The sequence below is a fragment of the Oceanobacillus sp. FSL K6-2867 genome (assembly GCF_037963145.1).
In the GTDB taxonomy this organism is placed as follows: domain Bacteria; phylum Bacillota; class Bacilli; order Bacillales; family Amphibacillaceae; genus Oceanobacillus.
In genome coordinates, this window is sequence record NZ_CP150144.1 from 251,357 (window position 1) to 270,597 (window position 19,241).

General features: G+C 37.6%; 19 protein-coding genes. 4 read left to right on the plus strand and 15 right to left on the minus strand.

Features of this window, described 5'->3' with window-relative positions:
* Nucleotides 1–61: 61 nt before the first annotated feature.
* Complete coding sequence (locus NSQ77_RS01215; RefSeq protein WP_339228386.1) at nt 62–823, minus strand: prepilin peptidase; 762 nt, start codon at nt 821–823, stop codon at nt 62–64.
* Between the two features lie 261 nt (nt 824–1,084).
* On the opposite strand from NSQ77_RS01215, the gene NSQ77_RS01220 reads away from it, so the two are divergent.
* Nucleotides 1,085–1,906 (plus strand): STAS domain-containing protein, encoded by an 822-nt coding sequence (locus tag NSQ77_RS01220; protein ID WP_339228387.1) that lies wholly within the window; start codon nt 1,085–1,087, stop codon nt 1,904–1,906.
* A gap of 212 nt (nt 1,907–2,118) precedes the next feature.
* Here the strand turns inward: NSQ77_RS01220 and NSQ77_RS01225 are convergent, their stop codons facing one another.
* Together NSQ77_RS01225 and NSQ77_RS01230 are read right to left on the minus strand one after the other, a co-directional pair.
* Nucleotides 2,119–2,799: a metal-dependent hydrolase gene (locus tag NSQ77_RS01225; RefSeq protein ID WP_339228388.1), complete on the minus strand. Its 681-nt coding sequence runs from the start codon at nt 2,797–2,799 to the stop codon at nt 2,119–2,121.
* Between the two features lie 126 nt (nt 2,800–2,925).
* Entirely contained in the window at nt 2,926–3,591 is a 666-nt protein-coding gene (locus NSQ77_RS01230) for a PspA/IM30 family protein (protein WP_149475595.1), read from the minus strand.
* 267 nt (nt 3,592–3,858) lie between these two features.
* Between NSQ77_RS01230 and NSQ77_RS01235 the strand changes: the two genes are divergently transcribed.
* Nucleotides 3,859–4,956, plus strand: a complete 1,098-nt coding sequence (locus tag NSQ77_RS01235) for a Xaa-Pro peptidase family protein (RefSeq protein ID WP_339228389.1) — start codon at nt 3,859–3,861, stop codon at nt 4,954–4,956.
* Between the two features lie 77 nt (nt 4,957–5,033).
* Here NSQ77_RS01235 and ald read toward each other — a convergent pair whose 3' ends face one another.
* Both ald and NSQ77_RS01245 read right to left on the minus strand, forming a co-directional pair.
* Nucleotides 5,034–6,155, minus strand: coding sequence for an alanine dehydrogenase (ald, locus tag NSQ77_RS01240; RefSeq protein ID WP_339228390.1), 1,122 nt, complete (start codon nt 6,153–6,155; stop codon nt 5,034–5,036).
* 170 nt (nt 6,156–6,325) lie between these two features.
* Nucleotides 6,326–6,484 carry a hypothetical protein gene (locus tag NSQ77_RS01245; RefSeq protein WP_339228391.1) on the minus strand — a complete coding sequence of 53 codons (159 nt, stop codon included), beginning with the start codon at nt 6,482–6,484 and terminating at the stop codon, nt 6,326–6,328.
* Between the two features lie 135 nt (nt 6,485–6,619).
* On the opposite strand from NSQ77_RS01245, the gene NSQ77_RS01250 reads away from it, so the two are divergent.
* Nucleotides 6,620–7,048, plus strand: coding sequence for a universal stress protein (locus NSQ77_RS01250; RefSeq protein WP_339228393.1), 429 nt, complete (start codon nt 6,620–6,622; stop codon nt 7,046–7,048).
* Between the two features lie 505 nt (nt 7,049–7,553).
* Here NSQ77_RS01250 and NSQ77_RS01255 read toward each other — a convergent pair.
* From NSQ77_RS01255 to NSQ77_RS01275, 5 genes are all read right to left on the minus strand, one after another.
* Nucleotides 7,554–8,741: an acetate kinase gene (locus NSQ77_RS01255; RefSeq protein ID WP_339228394.1), complete on the minus strand. Its 1,188-nt coding sequence runs from the start codon at nt 8,739–8,741 to the stop codon at nt 7,554–7,556.
* Nucleotides 8,742–8,919: 178 nt separating this feature from the next.
* Nucleotides 8,920–9,903, minus strand: coding sequence for a class I SAM-dependent methyltransferase (locus tag NSQ77_RS01260; protein WP_339228395.1), 984 nt, complete (start codon nt 9,901–9,903; stop codon nt 8,920–8,922).
* Between the two features lie 220 nt (nt 9,904–10,123).
* The gene (gene tpx / locus NSQ77_RS01265) at nt 10,124–10,624 is read right to left on the minus strand and encodes a thiol peroxidase (RefSeq protein WP_339228396.1); all 501 of its coding nucleotides are present in this window, start codon (nt 10,622–10,624) and stop codon (nt 10,124–10,126) included.
* Nucleotides 10,625–10,775: 151 nt separating this feature from the next.
* Nucleotides 10,776–11,246, minus strand: coding sequence for a GerW family sporulation protein (ytfJ, locus tag NSQ77_RS01270; protein WP_339228397.1), 471 nt, complete (start codon nt 11,244–11,246; stop codon nt 10,776–10,778).
* Entirely contained in the window at nt 11,246–11,842 is a 597-nt protein-coding gene (locus NSQ77_RS01275) for a DUF2953 domain-containing protein (protein WP_339228398.1), read from the minus strand. Before NSQ77_RS01275 ends, ytfJ begins: the two co-directional genes overlap by 1 nt.
* Before the next feature lie 143 nt (nt 11,843–11,985).
* On the opposite strand from NSQ77_RS01275, the gene NSQ77_RS01280 reads away from it, so the two are divergent.
* The gene (locus NSQ77_RS01280; protein WP_339228399.1) at nt 11,986–12,786 is read left to right on the plus strand and encodes an NAD kinase; all 801 of its coding nucleotides are present in this window, start codon (nt 11,986–11,988) and stop codon (nt 12,784–12,786) included.
* A gap of 46 nt (nt 12,787–12,832) precedes the next feature.
* Here NSQ77_RS01280 and NSQ77_RS01285 read toward each other — a convergent pair whose 3' ends face one another.
* From NSQ77_RS01285 to ezrA, 5 genes are all read right to left on the minus strand, one after another.
* Nucleotides 12,833–14,422 (minus strand): amidohydrolase, encoded by a 1,590-nt coding sequence (locus NSQ77_RS01285; RefSeq protein WP_339228400.1) that lies wholly within the window; start codon nt 14,420–14,422, stop codon nt 12,833–12,835.
* Nucleotides 14,423–14,604: 182 nt separating this feature from the next.
* Nucleotides 14,605–14,805, minus strand: coding sequence for an alpha/beta-type small acid-soluble spore protein (locus NSQ77_RS01290; RefSeq protein WP_339228401.1), 201 nt, complete (start codon nt 14,803–14,805; stop codon nt 14,605–14,607).
* Between the two features lie 104 nt (nt 14,806–14,909).
* Nucleotides 14,910–16,112: a tRNA uracil 4-sulfurtransferase ThiI gene (thiI, locus tag NSQ77_RS01295; RefSeq protein WP_339228402.1), complete on the minus strand. Its 1,203-nt coding sequence runs from the start codon at nt 16,110–16,112 to the stop codon at nt 14,910–14,912.
* A gap of 6 nt (nt 16,113–16,118) precedes the next feature.
* On the minus strand, nt 16,119–17,258 hold the full coding sequence (locus NSQ77_RS01300; protein WP_339228403.1) for a cysteine desulfurase family protein: 1,140 nt from the start codon (nt 17,256–17,258) through the stop codon (nt 16,119–16,121).
* A gap of 100 nt (nt 17,259–17,358) precedes the next feature.
* Complete coding sequence (gene ezrA, locus NSQ77_RS01305; RefSeq protein ID WP_339228404.1) at nt 17,359–19,053, minus strand: septation ring formation regulator EzrA; 1,695 nt, start codon at nt 19,051–19,053, stop codon at nt 17,359–17,361.
* Nucleotides 19,054–19,241: the final 188 nt, after the last annotated feature.

Genomic DNA, 19,241 nt, shown 5'->3' on the forward strand with positions numbered 1-19,241 from the left:
TCATTTCCCCTAATGGGGTGAAAAGCTTTAATTATCTATGATTCGTTATTATTTTTTATAATTAGATCAAAAAGCTAATATACACCCGAAGCATTGCGTCTCCGAAATAGTAGGCTATTAGTGCACCAACAACAATAAATGGGCCAAACGGAATAGGTTGCCTTCTTTTCACAACCTTAAACAACATAAGCACCATTCCGACAACTGCACCTAGAAGAGAAGCAAGAAAGAATGTAAGGATTATTTTTTCAAAACCTAACACAATCCCTAACACACCGAATAGCTTCATATCCCCTGCCCCCATCCCACCCCGGGATAGAAGAATAATAATAAAAATTAGCCCTAATCCAGTTGCCGCACCTGTAATGGAAGACCACCAAGGCTCAATTGGCAGAATGATTCGCATGACAATAAATACAGGCAAGAAAAAAAGCAGAATTTTATTAGGTATCAGCATATAGCTAAGATCAGCGACAAAAATAATCATCAGCATGGAAACTAATAGAATTGCCATAATTAGTTCTGCATGCATACCAAATCGGATAAAACTAAGCGCAAATAATAAACCTGTCATTATTTCCCCCATCGGATAGATTAGGGAAATTTTACTGTTACAGCCACGGCATTTTCCGCTTTGCAGCAAGTAAGATATAACAGGAATGAGTTCGTACCAAGCAAGCTGTTTCCTGCAATTAGGGCAATACGAACGATCATTTATTTTGCTGAAAGATTGTTTAATTGGTAACCGGAGGCCAGCCACATTGTAAAAAGAGCCAAATAGGACACCAAGTAAAAATAAAAGTATGAGTAGTAGTAAAATCATAGTGCAGCTCCTATTTTTAATATAGTAGAACGAGAATAATTACAGGGAAAATGTTATAATAATTATTTATTTCCAAATTTTTCATCAAACTAATCATTTAAACTATCTGTCCATTCATTGTAAAATGAAGTGAGTTCTATAGTCAGAACATTAAGTTTGTCTTGAAAAGGAGGTATTTTATATTTTTATGTCGAATGGCAATTATCTAAACTTAATCCTGAACAAATTGGGTGAAAAATTCAAAAAAAGGGGGAGCTGAAAGTGACAGCAAACTGTGGTATTGAAAACTATATTCTGAATAACAGAAAAGAATTTCATTCTTTGCTGTTATCTGAGGCAGGTAATGTTGCTAAAAAAATTAATGCTATTTTGCAAGCTGGAAATATTGATTTATTAAAGAATGCAGAGTCGATTGCCCACTTTGTTGTGGGAAACAAAAGAGAGGAACTCATTGCTTTTGCCAAAGAAGAAGGAGTTTCCTGGGCAAAACATTCCTTAACATTGTCATTTAAACTTGAATGGATTCATGCACTTAGACGGACTCTATGGATTCTTTTTCGTGAAAACAATCCATTAAATAATAATTCTAAATTCATTACCGACTTTTATGAACTCGAACAGAAAATTAATGATGGAATTGATGAATTTCTAAATAACTTTTTTATTAGCTACTCTAAGTACAAAGATGAGTTACTTACGGAACAGAAAAAAATAGTTGAGCATCTATCCGTTCCGATCATACCAGTCAGCTCTTCTGTAGCGATATTGCCGATGATCGGCAGCTTTGATTCCTATCGTATGGATATTATTAAAGAAAAAATATTAAGCGAAATATCAAGGTTACGGATTGCAGTATTAATTATAGATCTTTCTGGAATACCTGAAATGAATGAATATACGATTTCTGATTTCCAAAAGGTGCTAAACGGAGTAATGTTGATGGGAGGTAAATCGATTCTCACAGGAGTAAGTCCTCAACTTGCTAATAAAATGGTTCAGTTAGGAATCGGCATCGAGAAAAACTCAGAAATAAAAGGATCTTTACAACATGCTTTAAAGGATTATTTGATCGTAAATACATAGTTAGTTTTTTGGTTTGTCTACTCTTCAACATTAATGCTATGTCAAACATTATACGAGTAAATTTTTGTTTTATAAAATATTGATTTCGGTTTATTTAGCAGTAATGAGTACTCCAAATAAACCGAAATCTTCGGATTATAATTAACCCCTCAATATGATTCTAGCTAGCGCTTTTTCAAGAATACACTGTTGTCAACGAAGCGCATTTTTTTCTATAATTCGATTATATCTCCTACATTAAGTGCTCGTCCCTCACCAGTTTTCACTTGCGAAGCCCAAGCTTTTGGATCCTGTTCAATTACTGGAAAAGTATTATAGTGAACAGGCACTGAAACTTTTGCATTAATCCAGTCCGCAGCAACAAGTGCGTCTTCCGGACCCATTGTGAAATTATCACCTATTGGTATAAATGCAACATCTATAGAGTTCATTTCTCCATACATTTTTAAATCTGTGAATAATGCAGTATCACCAACATGATAAATTGTTTTTCCTTCAATCGTCAATAATATTCCAGCTGGCATTCCACCGTAAATTACAGTTCCGTCTTCTTCAGTATAAGAAGAACCATGAAAAGCCTGTGTGAATTTCACTTTGCCGAAATCAAATTCGCGTGCTCCTCCGATATGCATTGGGTGTGTAACCAGCCCTTTCGTACCTAGGTAAACTGCAAGCTCATTTGGAGCAACCACCAATGCATCATTTCTTTTGGCAATTTCAAACGTATCTCCTACATGATCATTATGCCCATGCGTAAGCAAAATCACATCTGCTTTTACCGTGCTCGCATCAAGGTCACATGCCTCATTCCCTGAAATAAATGGATCAATTAAAATAGTATGACTATCTGTAACCACTTGTACTACAGAATGTCCATGATACGATACTTTCACATATACCTCTCCTTTGTTTATTCATTTACTCTATGTATTCGACAAGAGCATCTATTTTCCCTTTACCCCTTTGGTACATATTTTACACCATTAGAAAAGAGCAGAATCCTCTGCTCTCCCTTGATGCTATTTCCCTAACTTCGCCTTCAAGGCAGCAAGCTCATCATCCACTTCATTGTTTGCTAATTCCTTGAATTCATCGTCTAACGTACGAGCAGATTGAGCTAAATCCTCTGACGTCTCAGCTTCTGCTTCATACTGCATAACCTTCTCTTCCATCCGTTCAAACCCACGCTTGGATTCGTCGTTTCCAATTGAAGACATTGTACGGTTCATTTTTGTTCTTGTTTTTGCGGATTCTGCACGTGCTTTTAATGTATCCTTTTTCAGTTTCATTTCTTGATATTCTTTTTTCATTTCGGTTAATTTTTCTTTTAATACTTCAACATCTTTACTTGTACGTTCCCAGGATTCATTTAATGTTTTAAATGTTGCTTCATGTGCTTTTTTATCCTCAATAGCACGACGCGCCAAATCATCATTATCTGCTTCAATCGCTTGTTCTGCTTGTTGCATCCGCTTTTCAATCATCGCTTCCGCATCATTGGCTTTGCGTTTTAGCATTTTTTCACTTGCAATTTGTTTAGCAACTGCGGCCTCAACTTCCTGAATATCTGCTGCCATGTCACGCATAAATTGATCAAGCATTTTTACCGGATCCTCAGCTTTGTCTAGCATGGCATTTAATTCTGAGCTTACTACTGTCTTGATTCGATTAAAGAATTTAAACATGCGGATTCCTCCTTTTAAATTTATACTTGTTACAACAATCTTATCATTTCTTCTAAGAAATTTGCATTCACTAGGTCAACAAAAGCAATGCTTTCGCACCTGGAGCCATTACCAACAATGCGTTCTATTTCCCCTTCTCTTTGTATTACGGGTAAAACGGTAAAAAGTTTCACCATCAAAAGAATTAATTTATAATTTTCCTTTATTTGAAGACACATGAACACATTGCTATACTAAGAGTAGTCTATTTTTCGAGGTGAAACAAAAATGAATGAACGATTAAGTAATTTATTAGCGGAGTTGAATAGTGCGGGAATTGATAGTGCCCTGATTACTTCAAAAGCAAATTTCTATTATTTAAGCAATTATTATACCGATCCACATGAACGTTTAATTGGTGTATATGTTAGTGCTGAGCTAGATCCTGTGCTGATTGTGCCTAAAATGGAAGAGGAAGATGCTAAGGCTGCTGGATGGTCTAGTATAGTGATCAGCTATTATGATCACGAAGATCCATGGCAGCTATTTTCCGATTACTTGAATAAAAACAACAAGATTCCAAAATCAATGGCAATCGAGCATGATCACATCACATTGGAACGGTCACAGGCAATTAGCAAAATTTTACCGAACACCACAATTACAGATGCTAAAGAAATCATGGCTAACTTACGTGTTATTAAAAATAAAAAGGAATATACCTTACTAAAACAAGCTGCAGCACTCGCTGACTTCGGGATTGAAACTGGTGTAAAGGCAATTGCTGAAGGCGTGACTGAGCTTGAACTTGTTGCTAAAATAGAGTATGAGCTGAAAAAACAAGGTGTTCGAGAAATGTCGTTTACAACGATGGCACTTGCTGGAGCAAAAACAGCCTCTCCACACGGTACACCCGCATCTGCAAAGGTTACACCAGGAGATCTCATACTGTTTGACCTTGGTGTTATTTTTGAGGGCTATTGCTCCGATATTACAAGAACGGTTGCCTACAAATCAATTCGTGATGAGCAACGGAAAATTTATGAAACTGTGCTTGCTGCGGAACTGGATGCCATCTCTGCTTCTAAAATAAATACGCAAGTCGGTAAAGTTGATCAAGCTGCAAGGGAAACAATTACAAAAGCCGGCTATGGTGATTATTTTACACATCGAATTGGCCATGGACTTGGAATTGAAACACATGAACATCCATCCATGCACAGTAATAACCAGCTTACATTAAAGCCGGGAATGTGTTATACAATTGAACCTGGAATTTACGTCCCAAATTCTGGCGGTGTACGCATTGAAGATATGATCTTCATGACAGAAAAAGGACCAGATATCTTAACCACTTATCCAAAAGAGCTGCAAATTATCGAATAAAGAAAACGACCTTTCTGTTCAGAAAGGTCGTTTTTTTCTTCTTTGCAAAGTTGAATTTCATAATTACGCTCAAGAGACTATTTCTTTTGTATAAGCACTCGGGCATCTTCATATGCTAGCCCATGTGCATCAGCAACTGCTTGATATGTTACAAATCCATCTAATGTGTTTACACCTTTTAATAATGCTTCATTTTCCAGGCTTGCGCGTTTAAGCCCTTTATTTGCTAACTGCAGTGCATACGGAACGGTAACATTTGTTAAACCGATTGTCGATGTTCTCGGTACCGCTCCTGGCATATTGGCAACGGTATAATGCAGAACGCCATGCTTAGTAAATGTTGGATTATCATGTGTTGTAATTCGATCACTTGTTTCAAAGTTACCGCCTTGATCGATAGCAACATCAACAAGCACGGATCCATCATCCATCTCACTTATTGTTTCTTCTGTTACCAGCTTCGGTGCTCTTGCTCCTGGAATTAATACGGAACCAATTACAAGATCTGATTTTTTTACCGCTTCTTGTACATTCAATGAATTGGAAATCAATGTATTGATAGATGAACCAAAAATATCATCGAGTTGCCGCAAACGATCTGGATTTAAATCAATAATTGTAACCTCAGCACCTAGTCCAATTGCAATTTTCGCCGCGTTTGTTCCAACAACACCACCACCAATAATAGTCACTTTTCCGCGGCTGACTCCAGGTATGCCGGATAAAATAATTCCTTTACCACCTTTAGACTTTTCCAAAAACTGCGCACCAATTTGCGTCGCCATTCTACCTGCTACTTCGCTCATCGGGGTTAATAGCGGCAAAGTTCTGTTTGGCAGCTGGACCGTTTCATAGGCAATTCCGACAACTTTCTTATCAATTAACGCCTTCGTTACCTCAGGCTCATTCGCCAAATGAAGATAGGTAAATAATATCTGGCCTTCATAGAAATATCCAAATTCTTCCTGAAGTGGCTCCTTTACTTTCATTACCAGTTCTTGTGACCAAGCTTCCTTAGCACTTTCAACAATAACTGCACCAGCTGTAGCGTAGTCCTCATCTGTAAAGCCGGATCCAATACCAGCTGACGTTTCTACATAGACTTCATGACCAGCATTTTTTAGTGTATGAACTCCAGACGGCGCCATTGCTACCCTATTTTCATTATTCATTAGTTCTTTTGGTATTCCAATTTTCATGCTTACGCCCCCTATTCGTTTTATGTAATCTGAATAATATAAACAAATACTAAGTTAATTGTACCAAATGCATTTCTAAAAAGCATCATTTTAAAGGGAGAATCGAGGAATCCTCATTCTCCCTAATCAATTTAAAAAGGAAATTTTCACTTCCTGAATTGTTAGCTATATTATTTCTTTTGATTATTAAACGTATAGATCCCTTTATTATTATGCAGCTGATCTTCAATTACACCGCTCTGGTAACTTTCGTTCAATTGGTTCTGAACAGCGGCAACTCCTTCGTTATCTTCAAAAAGCTTTTGGTATTTCCCTGCTTTTTTAGACATTGCATTTCACCTCCATAGTTCTAGTATGTTCTAAAATCTGTAACAATCGCATAACTTTTATTACCAAATTACCAATAATACGCTTACATTCAGTCAATTCAGGGTATATAATAAATATAGAAGGGAGAGATAACCATGGAATATCATAATATACTTGTTGCTGTAGATGGGTCAGAAGCTGCTGAAAAGGCGTTTCGGAAATCATTAGATATCGCAAAACGCAATAATGCCCGTTTGATTCTGGCACATGTAGTTGATTCCCGTAGCTTCGCAACAGCAGAAGCTTATGATCGAACTTTATCAGAGCGAGCAGAGGAGTATGCCAAGGATTTACTTGGCAAATACGCCGAGAATGCAAATGCTGCTGGACTAAACGACTTAATTAGATGTGTGGAATACGGTTCTCCTAAAGTAAAAATTGCGAAAGACATTGCTGATAATTTTAATGCTGATTTAATTATTTGTGGTGCAACTGGTATGAATGCTGTAGAACGTTTCCTAATTGGAAGTGTTTCGGAGAGCATTACAAGGTATGCATCATGTGACGTACTAGTAGTTAGATAATAACAAAAGGCAAGCACCCCATACTGTGGGGTGGTTCGGCTTTTTGAACATTTTTACACAGGATATTCACTCCAAGGTCTAGGATGATCTATGATTTTCGCCGTTATGACGAAAAGTGAAGTTCCTCTAAAAGAATCATGTACTTTAGGAGTAACCGATGTCAGGCTTTAGCCTTCTTTTAGCCGGCTCTTCTTTATCTAGAGATGATACCCGCTTTCACGACAAAAGCATAAGTGAACTTGTTTTTATGTCTTAGCCATTCGGCAAGTCTTCTTAAATTGTCAAGTAGTGAATGAAGTATAGCTAGTCGTGGAGGCTGGGCCTTGCTGGTTTGGCATATATATTTTCCAGATTATTCATATTTATAATTTACAACGTAAAAGTAAAAGCGCCTGGGATAAACCAAGGCGCTATATATTTGTATTATTTTCGAAAACCTTATTTTTCACTTTATCTGCAGATTATTTAAAAAGGCTTTGCCATAATTTATGACAAAGCCTCTCGATTAATGACTGCTTAAACGTACTGTATCTCTAGCAATCATTACTTCCTCATTCGTCGGGATGATAATGACCTTAACTGGTGAATGCGGGTAATTGATAAATTGTTCTTTCCCACGAACATCATTTAGTTTAGGATCCCAATAAATGCCCATGAATTCCAATCCTGTGAGAATTTTCTCACGGATGGTTGTACTATTTTCACCAACACCAGCAGTAAAGATAATTGCATCTACACCGTTCATTTTAGCTGCATAGGAACCAATATATTTATGAATGCGATCTGCGAATACTCTCAATGCCAACTCTGCACGTGGATCAGTATCTGATTTTTCTTCTATATCACGCAAATCACTAGAGAATCCAGACAATGCAAGCATTCCGCTTTTTTTGTTTAGCACATTAATGACTTCATCCGCTGTTTTACCGGTTTTATCCATAATATAAGGAATGAGCGCAGGATCAATGTTACCAGAACGAGTTCCCATCGTTACACCAGCAAGTGGAGTGAAGCCCATTGATGTATCCAATGACTTACCATCTTTAATTGCTGTAATACTTGCCCCATTACCAATATGGCAGGAAATTAAACGTAAATTATCGAGTGGTACATCCATTAACTCAGCTGCTCGTTCCGAAACATATTTATGTGATGTTCCGTGAAAGCCATATTTACGAATGCCAAAGTCCTCATAATATTCTTTTGGCAAACTGTATAAATAAGATGATTTCGGCATTGTTTGATGGAAAGCAGTATCAAATACTGCGACCATCGGTACATTCGGTAAAATTTCTTTGAATGAATGGATTCCTGTCAAGTTTGCAGGGTTATGCAATGGTGCTAGCTCTGATGTTTCCTCAATTTTAGCAATTACATCATCTGTAATTAATACAGAATCACTGAAATACTCTCCTCCATGAACAACACGATGTCCAACAGCGTTAATCTCTTCAAATGATTGAATAACTCCAGTAGAAATCAAGGAATCTAAAAGCATCTTAACAGCAACACCATGATCTGGAATGTCAGTTACTGTCTTATCTTTATTTCCATCTACTTCAATCGTAAAAATGGAATCATTCATGCCAATTCGTTCAACTAATCCAATAGCGGCAACGATTTCTTCTGGCATTTTAATCAATTGAAATTTCAACGAAGAACTACCTGCATTAATTGCTAATACATTACTCATTGCTGTCAACTCCTAAAATTTATGTTGATAAATTAAATCTTGATACATTGAGACCCTTCGCGGTGACTGCGTGATAGCTAACAAATAAAACGAGAGCAGGGATTTAACATTCTTCCTACCACATATTTATCAATTTGCTATATTCCCTTATGTTTAGATGTTGGGTCATTACAGACAGTTAAGCATGATAACTTTCAAACCAGCTGTTCATCTGTCCAAGAATGTCTGCGATGGCATTCGCATTTTTAAAGGACGGCATTTGTACAAGCAACGGCTGTTTTGGTGCACTTGTTGCTGCAGACTTTTTCTGCAGAACGAGAATGCTTTTTGCATTCTTTTTAGATTTAAATGCTGTTTCAGGTAAACGAATAACCCCAATGATATGAGCGTGTTCTTGAAGATACGCATGCATCTTATCTGATTGATCACTGTCAAAAAGAAATTCTGGTATGACTAAAATTAAATAACCTTCATCCTTTGTGTAACGCAGACTTTGCTCAATAAACAAGTGGTGTGCGTAAGAATGGCCAGTGTCTGCTTTTAACTGATAATCATTCGCTGCAACATCGTCTGGATAGTACCCAACCGGCAAATCAGCAACAATTAAATCGACCGGATCAATTAGAAATGGCCGTAAGCTGTCCTGATGAAAAAACTCAATTTCTTTTTTCTGCAGATTAGCATTAATAACAGCTAACTGAATTAAACTTGGATCGACCTCACTAGCATAGGCTGTTACATTCTGCTTCAGCTGGCCAAGGACAGTAGTCAATAAATTCGCTGTTCCACTAGCCGGATCAAAAATTCGCAGGTCTTCTTTATCTTTTGTCAGCTTTTCGGCAAGATAACCGACAATTAACCCTACTGATTCTGGCGTCATCACATGCTGCTCTTGTGTAGCATCTTTCATACCTTTTAAAATTGCTAGTTGAACTGCCTTGCGAACATCTTCAACTCCAAAGGAACGAAAATCTATATTAACTAAAGCACTATGTAATTTTCGATTTAAAATATCGTCCATGTCTTCAGGTGCACTTTCATAAAATAAGCATTCCATCGCGATTGTTAAGCTATCGAGATACGGCTCATTCAGGTGCTGCTGAATAATCATCGTTGTTTCATCCAACCAGCCGAATAATGTTTCGACACTTGATTTTTCCATGAACTATCCCCCATTCTATACTTTCACAACTTTTCCAGTGTAACAAATTAAGTAAGGATATGTAAACTAAATAGCAATCTGTTTGAAAACTTCGAGATTTGCTATAATACCTGAGTTGATTCCACATTGCTTTTATGTAATTATTTTGATTTGGTGAACGATTGAGCAAGCCTTTACCAGGAAAATCTCTCCTCGTAGGACGGGAGAGATTTTCTTTTCCTTATTCTGCTTCACCTGCAGCTTTTAATGCTGCCTCATAGTCAGGGTGCGTAGATACTTCCTCAACATATTCCGCATGTCTAACATCATCATTGGAGTCCACAACAAAGATTGCTCTGGCAAGCAGTCGCAGTTCTTCCATTAACACACCGTAATTTTTGCCAAAATCTGCGTCACGATGATCAGATAGTGTGTCAACTTTTTTAATTCCGTTAGCCGCGCACCAGCGACTTTGAGCAAATGGCAGATCCATGCTGATTGTTAACACAACAACATTATCCAACTTATCTGCCTCTTCATTAAAGCGTCTGGTTTGCTCAGAACAAACGCCAGTATCAATAGAAGGAACAACACTGATTAACTTTACTTTGCCACTATAATCCTTTAACGTAACCTCTTTCAAATCATTGGATAACACTTTAAAATCAGGAGCTTTATCTCCTACTTTAACCTCAGTTCCAATTAGTGTAACAGGCTCCTGCTTAAAAGTAACATTTACCATCTTTTGTATTCCTCCCTTTATTTGAATCCTATCATTTATTATGAAGATAACCCCTCTGCCTGTCCAATAATTCGAGCTGAAATATCTGTTAAATTTGTGTGAACAGGACATTTACCATTCAATACCCAAAAAAGCTTAAGACAAAACTTGTCTAGATATCAAATTGAAGCGGGCCGTCCCCATGTCCGTCTTTTTGTTTTGCTTTCTCTTCTTTACTTTTATCTTTTTTTGAACTAGCGGATTCTTTCATAAACTGCTGCACTTTATCAACAACTTGTGGTGCAAAGTCTATCATCTTTTCGTATAGCTGAATGTGCTGATCCATATGAACCATTTTGATTCCATTTTCATTAACAATCAGAAAGGCAACCGGAGTAATCGAAACGCCTCCCCCACTTCCTCCCCCAAATGGCAAGGTGGCTTCGGAATCTCCTCCATCAGACTGGCTTGGGCTAAATTCACTGCCACCTGCTGCAAAACCAAAACCTACCTTTGACACAGGGATAATTAGACTTCCATCCAATGACTTCACCGGATCACCGATAATTGTATTTACTTCCACCATTTTCTGCAGATTCTCCATTGCAGTTGTCATTAAACCTTGTATTGGATGCTCTTCCATTAGTCATTTCCTCCTTTATCAGCTTGTAAAGCTTCCTTCATCATTTGAAGATACTTCTTCCGCTTTGTAAAAACGTATATAGCTTTCCCTAAACGTATCGATAACATACAATCTAAATTCGTATATAAAAAACGGTGCACGAAATTTGGTTCAAAATGAACGAGTGGCTTACATTTCAGTTGTAATTTATTGATCAAATAAAAGCTTAGAGTATTTTTTATCGCCCATATCCCCCCGCCCATAATACCAGTTAGCGCAGCATTCCCGGTCCCGCCAGCTGTATTCCATGTAAAATGACGTAAGCAAATTGGCTTTAAAACTCTATTTAACAGCAAATTTACTTTTTGAAGCTTTTCATGATACGAGTTTATTTTTCCAGAAAAAAATGCCAAACTATTTTCACTGCTCGCATTTGATTCATTATTGACTTTCGATAAATCGTAGCTTTTTTTATACAATCTAATTCGCAAAATAAATATTGAAACAGCTACATGCTGTTTCGTCTGGTCATAAATGTATTGAATGGAAATGTAAACATGGGAAAATAGTAAAATCCATATAAGCAGGATAATTACTAGGAAAACGGTAATCAGCATATCGTGCCAACTCTCTTACACAATCTTTTGTCACTAGTCTGTAGCATTTACAATGTTTTTAAACGTTTTGATGCCAGATTATTAGGATATTAAAAAAAGGAATGCTATGATAAAGAAAAAGGCAGCAATTGGAGGGTTAAATAATGGATAATCGCAGAAACATGTTTTTTTATTATCATAAAGATGGAGAAACGGATAATAAAGTTGAAACCTTACTAAAGTTAGCTATTGAAAACGGATTTAATATCGTCGAGAACCACAAGGACGCAAATATCATCGTGAGCATAGGTGGTGATGGCGCGTTCTTACAAGCTGTCAGAAAAACAGGCTTCAGACAGGACTGTCTTTATACAGGAATCACCCGTGAAGGCCAATCCGGATTATATTGTGATTTCAATATTGATAACTTTGACCAAATGCTCCATTCCCTTCAGCATGATGAATTAGAAGTTCGGCGTTTCCCAATTATTAAGGTACAGGTAAATGATGGCAACTCATTCAATTGCCTAAACGAAGTAACCATTCGTTCAACCATCGTAAAAACAATTGTTATAGATGTCGAAATTGATGGCACCCATTTTGAAACGTTCCGTGGGGATGGCCTAATCGTTGCTACCCCTACAGGAAGTACCGGTTACACGAAATCCGCAAATGGTGCCGTTATTGACCCCTTAACTGCATGTTTTCAAATTTCTGAAGTTGCATCATTGAATAATAATCAATATCGCACACTTGGTTCATCATTCATTTTAAATAAGAATCGCCATTTAAAATTAAAAGTGCTACAAGAAGGAAATGATTATCCAATTATAAGTCTCGATAATGAAGCACACCCGATTCGTCAAATCGATAATATTCAGGTTACAATGGACGATAGCGTAATCAAGACCGTAAAATTAAAAAATAACTCTTACTGGGATCGCGTAAAACGAACATTTTTATAAAAAGCAAAAATCCTTCTCGTTTTCCCTGAGAAGGATTTTTAATAAACTACATGCGATTGTAAACAATATCACCATCAATAACTGTCATGGCAACTGGAATTGCATGAATCTGATCTGTTTCTGCTTGAAAAATATCCTCATCTAAAATGGTGAAATCGGCTTTATAATTTTCTTTAATAAGACCTCTCGAACATTCTCTGCCAATAGCATAAGCACTGCCTGTTGTATAAAGTTGCACTGCTTCAAATACAGTTAATTGCTCAGCTTTGTTATATATTTCACCATCAAATGCAGACTGTCGCAGCACTGCCGCTTCAATACCAAGTAAAGGGTCAACCTGCTCAACAGGTGCATCAGAACCGCCTGCACACCTGATCTGATTGTTGAGTAATGTATTCCATGCATATGCCAGTGGAAGCCGCTTCTGCCCAATACGGTCGATAACCCATGGAAAGTCAGAAGCAACAAATGTCGGCTGGATATCAACAACTGCTGGAAGACGTTTGAGCCTTTGTAGAATGGATTCATTTAAAAGCTGCCCATGGATAATCCGATCTCTTTGTTCTCCTTGGATTGGATATTTTTCAATTGCAGTTATGACTTCTTCTAGCGCCTTGTCACCAATCGCATGGATTGCAACTGGTAAATGATGTGTTCTTGCTTTGACTACAAGAGCTTCAAGACTTTCTTTCGAATGCATCGGAACACCTGTATTTCCAGGTTCATCACTATAGCTTTGTGTAAGCCATGCCGTCCTTCCACCAAGTGCACCATCAGAAAAAATCTTAATCGCTCCGAGTTCAACATAATCTGTCCCGCTTCTAAAGCCAAGGTTTGCTGCAATCAAATCATCCATTACTTCATGATGAACAAGCAAATGCGCTTTAAATTTATTGGAAGTATGCACGGCACGATAATATGCATCCAATGTTTTTTGGAATCCTCCATAATAAAAAAGATCTTCCGTATGACCACCAACCAATCCCTTTGAAACCAGATCATTTATCGCTATTTTAATAACATTTTCTAAATAGCTTCCGGTAACCTCTGGCATGATTCCTTTTATGAAGTCTTGTGCCGCATCATGAAAATAACCAGTTGGCTCACCTTGTTCATCGCGTACAATAATGCCACTCTCCGGATCTGGTGTTGCATTATCGACTTCCGCAAGCTCCATAGCCTTGGAATTAGCGAGCAATGCATGTCTGCAGACTCGTGTTAACATCATTGGGTTATCAGGGCAGATTGCATCAAGCTCTGACTTATGAATAATCATTGGCTCATCCCAATGATTTTCATTCCAGCCTTCGCCAATTAACCATTCATCTTTTTCCAAATGTGCAACCCTGCCTTTTAATGCTGCCTTAACATCATCTGCTGACTTCATTTGGGATAAATCCAATCGTAATAGCTTCTCACCATGACCGATAATATGAAGATGACTATCAACAAATCCAGGCAGCATCGTTTTACCTTGAAGATTTACTTCATGTTCGATTTGTTTATCAAATTGCTTGTGGATGGACTCATATGTACCAATAGCCTTTATTCTATCTTTTTCTGTATAAACTGCATCAACAGCCTCACCTTCATTTTCCAACGTATAGATTTGTCCGCCAAACCATAAGACCCCCATATTCACCCTCCTCAAACTGTTAAAATATTCGATTATCTAAAACTTTACGCATCCTCAGCATAAAATGCAAGCAACATTTTCGCTTTTTTCTCTGATATGTATGGATGCATGTTAACGTACATAAAACTAAAGAGCTACCCTTGTATAGAAGAGTAGCTCTAACCAATTTTATTTAGTTATTGTTATTGCATACCGCCAAACTGTTGTTCAGCCATTGAAACTAGACGTTTTGTAATTTCTCCACCAACAGAACCGTTAGCACGAGAAGTCGTGTCTCCACCAAGTTGTACACCGAATTCTTGAGCAATTTCATACTTCATTTGATCCAATGCTTGTTGAGCACCAGGAACTACTAATTGGTTTGAATTGTTATTGTTCGCCATGTTAGTTCACCTCCTTGGTACTTATAGAATGTGTCACCTTGAGGGAAAACATGCAGAAATAAAATTGGTAGTTCCTGTTAGTTTTGTATTATATTTGCTATACCTTAAAATAGGTCGCCAAAGGACTCTTCAATATCCTTTTTATCATAAACTGTTACTGTTTCAATATTTTCTATCGCTTCTTCAATTGATGCACTGAAATCATGGGTTGCTTCATAGTAATTGATTTTTAACCGCTTTGGTTTTGTCTTTGGAGATTTTGGAACAAATATTGTACAGCAATCCTCATATGGCAAAATTGATGTTTCATATGTTCCGATTTCCTGTGAAATTGAAATAACATCCTGTTTATCCATTGCGACTAATGGGCGGATAATTGGATAATTCGTCACTTCGTTAATCGCATGCATGCTTTCCATCGTCTGACTTGCTACTTGACCGAGGTTTTCACCAGTTGTTAACGACAAAATCGATTCCTGTTCGCAAACACGTTCACTAATACGGAACATCATCCTTCTCATAATCGTCATTGCGTACTCATCAGGCATCTCACGGAAAATCTCCTGCTGCAGCTTTGTAAACGGTACAATATGAATTTTGATTGCTTTCCCGTATTTCGTCAGCTGTTTGGCAAGATCCAATACCTTTTGTTTGGCACGTTCACTTGTAAATGGTGGTGAATGAAAATGAATCGCTTCTAGCTGAACACCCCGTTTCATAGCTAAATAACCTGCAACTGGGCTATCGATTCCACCCGAAAGAAGCAATAGCGACTTCCCTGATGTTCCAACCGGAAGACCGCCAAGACCAGAAATAACACTAGATGTAATATACGCAGCTTCTAGTCTAACCTCAACCTTAATTTCCATGTCTGGATGGTGAACATCAACATGAATACCTTCCGTATTTTTTAATAAATGCCCTCCAAGTATTTGATTCAACTCTTGTGAACGTACGGGAAAATCTTTATTAATCCGTTTCACGGACACTTTGAATTTTTTTACATCTGTATTCTTTTGTAAAGCATATAGCGCAGCTTCTTTAATTTTTTCTAAATCATTATCCACTTTAATGGCCAAGCTCAAGCTATGAATACCAAATATCTTCCCGAGCTTGTCCATAATTGGTTTTGGATCTTCACCATTTAAAAGCACGAACATTCTTCCTTGAGTTCGTTTAATTTTAGCATTCGGGAAATCTTTCAGCTTTGCTTGAATATTTTCCTGCAGACGAATAATAAATTGCTTAATGTTTTTTCCTTTTAGCGCCATTTCACCATAGCGTATCAATATATGATCGTATTGCATAATAATCTACTCCATTGCTTCTTTAAATTGTTTAATTGCCTTGCTTAATGCTTGAACGAAAATCTTCATTTCTTCCATTGTATTGTCATAGGAAAGACTTACACGTAATGCTGTTGTCGTACGGTTACGTCCAAAACCGCAAGCAGCCAGCACTTTACTTTCATCCTTTAGTTTAGAGGAACAAGCCGATTTCGTCGAGATATAAATCTCCTGCTCTCCAAGCATATGAATAATTACCTCTGGTTTGATGCCAGGGACAGACATATTGATAATATGTGCTGCTCCATGTTCTGGTGTATTTACTTCTACCCCATCCATAGCTTTTAATGCATCATACAAATAGCTTTTCATACTTAATAAATGATTTATGTCATGCTTTTCACGTTCTTTAATCATCCGTAATGCTTTTACAAATGAAACAGAGCCTGCAAGGTTTTCCGTACCTGAACGTAAGGAATACTCTTGATTCCCCCCATGTAACAGCGGGAATAGCTTCGTACGATTGTTAACATAAAGCATTCCAGTACCCTTCAAACCATGAATTTTATGCCCGGAAAATGTACAGATATCGATCCCGCTATCTTTTAGCTGAACTAGAACCTTTCCAATACTTTGCACGGCATCCACATGAAAGAAAAGCTTTGGATATCTTTTTGCAATGCTACCGATTTTTTCGATTGGTTGAATGGAACCTGTTTCATTATTAACATGCATAATACTTATTAATATCGTATCATTACGAATCGCCTTCTCTAATTCTGCAGCAGATACCACTCCATTTCCATCCACTGGTAAATAGGTAACCTCAAAACCTAATGTTTCCAAGCTTTGACATGCCTCGTAAATGGATGGGTGTTCAATAGATGACGTAATAATATGTTTTCCTCTTCCTTGATGCTCGAGGGCAATACCTTTTATAGCTGTATTATTCCCTTCCGTTCCACCGGAAGTAAAGATGACCTCATCTACACCGATCCCAAGTATGTCCGCTGCTTGTTTCTTTGCAGCCAAAAGCAGCGTCTCCGTTGTTCCACCCAATTGATGGATCGAAGAAGGGTTGGCAAAGTAAGTACTGGATACTTGCTGAAAGCTTTCCAGCACAGATGGATGCGGTTTTGTTGTTGCGCTGTTGTCTAAATAAATCATTTTATTAAACTCCTTAATTATATAGGCACTTATAAATAAACAAAAAAGGGAAGGCTGACCTTAGAAACAATTAGCGTTTCTTAAAGACAGCCCCCATTTATTAGCTATTAACAGCCGTTTGGTTTTCTTCAATTCGTTTCAAGGCACCTGGCTCTATTTCTTCAATAGCTTTTGCTGCATGCTCAAGCGATAACTCGTATTCACATGCACGGAAAAGACGTTCCGCTTCTTTCAGCTTTCCATTAAGTTTTGGATCTTTGCTTCGATATCTATTTGCATATTGAATGACTTGCTCAGTTAAATATGCTTGATCCAACATCATTTCAACTTGTTCCGCAGACTGCTCCAAAGAGCTTTGCGCCTCTGTTAACGCCTGCTGTACAGCCACCATATCCAATGGCTGCTTCTCTAACGCCTGAATAACTTTACCGTTCTTAGCAACAGTCGTTTCTATGCTGGACCAAATAAAGTTTGGTACACCAGGGATATTGCTTTTCTTCAAACGACGGTTAAGATGGGTAATTTGACTTCGCATTTCAGCAAGCTTTTCTCTTGCTTCCATTTCATCCTTGCGTAAATTGTGGATGCTTTTCTTGAACTCTTTGTGCTTTTCCTGCAGCTCAGCTATTTTCTTAAAACCATCCTCTACCTGCTCGCGCAACTCTGTATGGGATTTCCCCTCTTCTTCCATATTATCAGATAACTCCTGCAGTTGTTCGCTTAGTCTTGAGATTGTTTTGCCAACTGATAAAAATCGTTCTAAATCATTGTTTTCAACATAATAAGCTTTCTTTATTTCATCCACTTCGAGCTTCGTCGCGTCGAATGTTTCGCCAAGTTCGACAAGGGAATTTTCATATTCAGGAATATGAGCTTCGAGATAATTTTTTGCATGGGCTTCAATTTCCAATAGCTCATACATTTCTTTTATTCTCTCTTCACTTTCCGGGATAATATCCACTGCTTCAGACATATCCCCTGCTTCCAGCTGTTCCAATACTTCTGAAAGTCTTACCTGATATGTATAAATTTCTTTTTCCAATGAAAGATGCTCGACTCGATAACCGTCTTCTTTCATTTCCTTGATACCTGAAAGCAAATTATCGAATTGAGATGGAAGATCATGCTTACATTTTTTATAAATTGCCGGGAAATCATGCAAAATATCTTCTAGCTCCGTTAATTCCACCTTAACTTCCTGAACAATCTGGCTTGCTTCCATATAATTTCCAGCCTCAACCAATTCACTGTAACTGGCTAACTTGTCATCCAGCTCATCAAGCTTATTGTCAAATTGCAGTTCTGCTTTCCCATAAAGATAACGACTTTGTGAAAGTTTTTTCCGTAATGCCTTCAAGGCCGGCGCTAAGTCAGCAGCCTCTTGCCTGCTTGATTCTTCCGTTTCAAGCCACTCATCCAGCTCTCCCAAGATATGTTCAATGCTTTTTTCTATTCCTTGAAGTGTCTCTTCTACTTTATACAAGACTGCACCAGCCTTCTTGACAAGGAAGCGATCAGCCGCTTCCTCTGCATCAAACAGCAGTTCTTCTATGTTTGGAAGTTCTTTTGTAATAATGTATTCCCAACGTTCTTTCCACGATTCAAATTTCTCTTGTGTTTCTCCCGATAAATTAAGCTTCTTAATTTTACTTAGCTGGGCTGCAACATTTCTGTCCATAATATCCATCTTCCAGCTCTCTAATTGATCCACCTTGTCATAAATTCGTTTCCGGTAAATAAGTCCAATAATAATTAATACAATGATTGCTAAAATCGCTCCGATGATGTACCCCATACTATGCCTCCCAACCAGTTTCAATAAGAGGTTTCCCTGTCAATAGTTCTATTTTTATAAAAATCACTTATAAATGGTCTTATTTTTTTATAGGAATATTCATTTTGTAAATATAATACATATGATACCATGGAATGAGCATTTTTGGCTAAAAAAATACAAATTAATTGCAGATTCGCCACGTTTTT